The sequence below is a fragment of the Methylophaga sp. genome (assembly GCF_965655755.1).
Taxonomy (GTDB): Bacteria; Pseudomonadota; Gammaproteobacteria; order Nitrosococcales; family Methylophagaceae; genus Methylophaga.
Window position 1 is genome coordinate 1 of sequence record NZ_CBFHHW010000069.1, and the last position, 2,378, is coordinate 2,378.

The window sequence follows — 2,378 nt, forward strand, 5'->3', positions numbered from 1 at the left end:
CTTAAGGTGTGCCAATGCTGATTTAAGCTTAACTTTATGAAGCTGGAACCGTTCAGGCTCTTCAAGGTAATACCCCAGCGTTTTGGAGACGCTGCCGTCGTTATCATGAATCAGATCAAAAACAGCACCTTGGCCAAGGTTTGTGCTTACATTTTCATAGAAACGAGGGATGGCCTCCCAGTTAGTGAGATGACGACCTAGATGCCGGTAATAAGCCTGTTCGCGCTTGGTTTCAGTATCATCACCGTTCACAACCACTTTAATACATAAATGGCGATCCTCAGGATGTTGATAGCATTCACGGTGCCATCCTTTCCCAATAAGCTGCTCTTTAGTCAGTTGCAACATATTTATTATTTGGTTATCAGGATGTTTTCCATCACCAGATACTGGAGATCAGAACCAAAAAACATATTTAACGCATCTGTTGGACTGCAGACCATCGGTTCACCTCTGCGATTCAATGACGTATTCAAGACGACGCCGTTGCCGGTCCGTTTTTCCATTTCCTGCAACAGGCTGTAATAACGCGGGTTAGTATGTTGCGTTACGATCTGTGCTCTTGCGGTTCCATCTTCATGGACGACTTCCGGAATACGTGATTTCCAATTTTCTGCGACATCAAAAGTGAATGTCATATACGGGCTGGGGTGATCCGTTTGTAAGATTTCTGGCGCAATCGTATCAAGAATACTCGGGCAAAAGGGCCGCCAGCGCTCACGATATTTAATCTGTGCATTAATACGATCAGCCACACCTGAATGACTGGGTGACCCCAGAATGCTGCGATTACCGAGGGCTCTCGGGCCGAACTCCATACGTCCCTGAAACCAAGAGACAGGATTTCCATCCGCTAATATTTGTGCCGTTTCAGCAGTCACATCATTCATTCGCTGCCATTTCACTGGCTGTTCATATGTCTCACAGGCTTCTATGCATTGCTCCGAAGAGTACGATGGTCCCAAATAGACATGCTCCATTTTTTCCACCGGCACACCCGCCATTTGTGATGCATAACTGGCCGCCCCGATGGCTGTTCCAGCGTCACTCGCCGCAGGCTGAACAAATAATTCTTTTATACCGGGCATGGCAATAATGCGCTGATTGAGTTTTACATTGAGTGCAACGCCCCCGGCGTAAGCGACTTTACCGGTTTCTTTAATAATGTCGCCTAAGTAATAGTCAATCAGTTGCAATGCCGTTTTCTCAAGCAGATCTTGAATACTGGCAGCATAATCAATGTAGGGTTCGTCTTTTTCATCCCCTTCACGCATTGGACCCAGCCAATCGATAAGATCCGAGCTGAAAAAGTAACCTTTACCGTCTTTTTTATGACGACGAAGGCCTACTGTATTTACCAGCTTATTATTAACTTTGAACTCGCCGTCTTTACATTCAATGAGGCGTGAAAAATCAAAACGTGTCGGGTCGCCATAGGGTGCCATGCCCATTACTTTGAACTCCCCGTCGAGCATTTCAAAACCAAGATATTCTGTTAAAGCACCATACATACCGCCGAGCGAGTCTGGGTCATAGAACTCTTTGATTTTATGAATTTTGCCGTTTTCGCCATAACCGAAAAAGGTGGTGGCATATTCGCCTTTACCATCAATACCAATGATGGCCGTTTTTTCTTTAAAACCACTTAGATGATAGGCACTACTGGCATGCGCTAAATGATGCTCAACAGGAACAAATTTAACTCTATCAGCACCAATCCCAAGGTCATCAAGTAGTTTCATTACATTCTGGTGGTTACGCCAATAGCGGCGGTTACCGCTAAACAAGGCTGTCAAAGCGCGATCCGGTGCATACCAATGACGCTTAGCATAGTGCCAGCGGGCGGGCGATTTTAAGCCAATTTCAGCGTAAGGGAAGGCGACAATATCTATTTGTTCAGGTTTGATGCCAGCCTGCTCAAGACAGAACTTTGTTGCTTCATATGGCATCTTCCCTTTGGCATGCTTATCACGAAGGAAGCGCTCCTCTTCGACGGCAGCAACCAATTTTCCATCAATATAAAGCGCAGCGGATGCGTCATGGTTTACAGCGCCGGATAGGCCTAAAACAATCATTTTATGTAGTATGTCTTTATGTTTAAACAACGCTAAGTATAACAAGCGTCAGGAGGGTGGACTAGCGTCGTTTACGCTGCATTTTTTTAGCCAGAGTGCGCCATGTTTTTTTTGCATTGCCCGATAGCTTGGCTTCGCCAACATACGCTTTGAAAAAACGCATGCGATCGGTCATCGACCAGTCTTTCGAAAGGTGACGTGACAAGGTAGAAAGATCACGGTGCATGGCATGTTTCTTAAAAACACGTTTTTTAAGCTTTTCTAAATCAATTAATTTAGCTTTCCATTGATTATTTTGCTGAG

Annotated in this window: 3 protein-coding genes; all 3 read right to left on the reverse strand. The window is 45.1% G+C overall.

Going from position 1 to position 2,378, the window contains the following annotated elements:
- Positions 1–348: YrbL family protein (locus ACTF5U_RS12350; protein WP_438971935.1), on the reverse strand; the 348-nt coding region annotated here is incomplete at its 3' end.
- A gap of 5 nt (positions 349–353) precedes the next feature.
- Positions 354–2,075: a carbamoyltransferase family protein gene (locus ACTF5U_RS12355; RefSeq protein WP_438971936.1), complete on the reverse strand. Its 1,722-nt coding sequence runs from the start codon at positions 2,073–2,075 to the stop codon at positions 354–356.
- A 61-nt stretch (positions 2,076–2,136) separates the two neighbouring features.
- Positions 2,137–2,378, reverse strand: a 242-nt coding sequence (locus ACTF5U_RS12360) for a lipopolysaccharide kinase InaA family protein (protein WP_438971937.1), incomplete at its 5' end; no start/stop codon positions are given.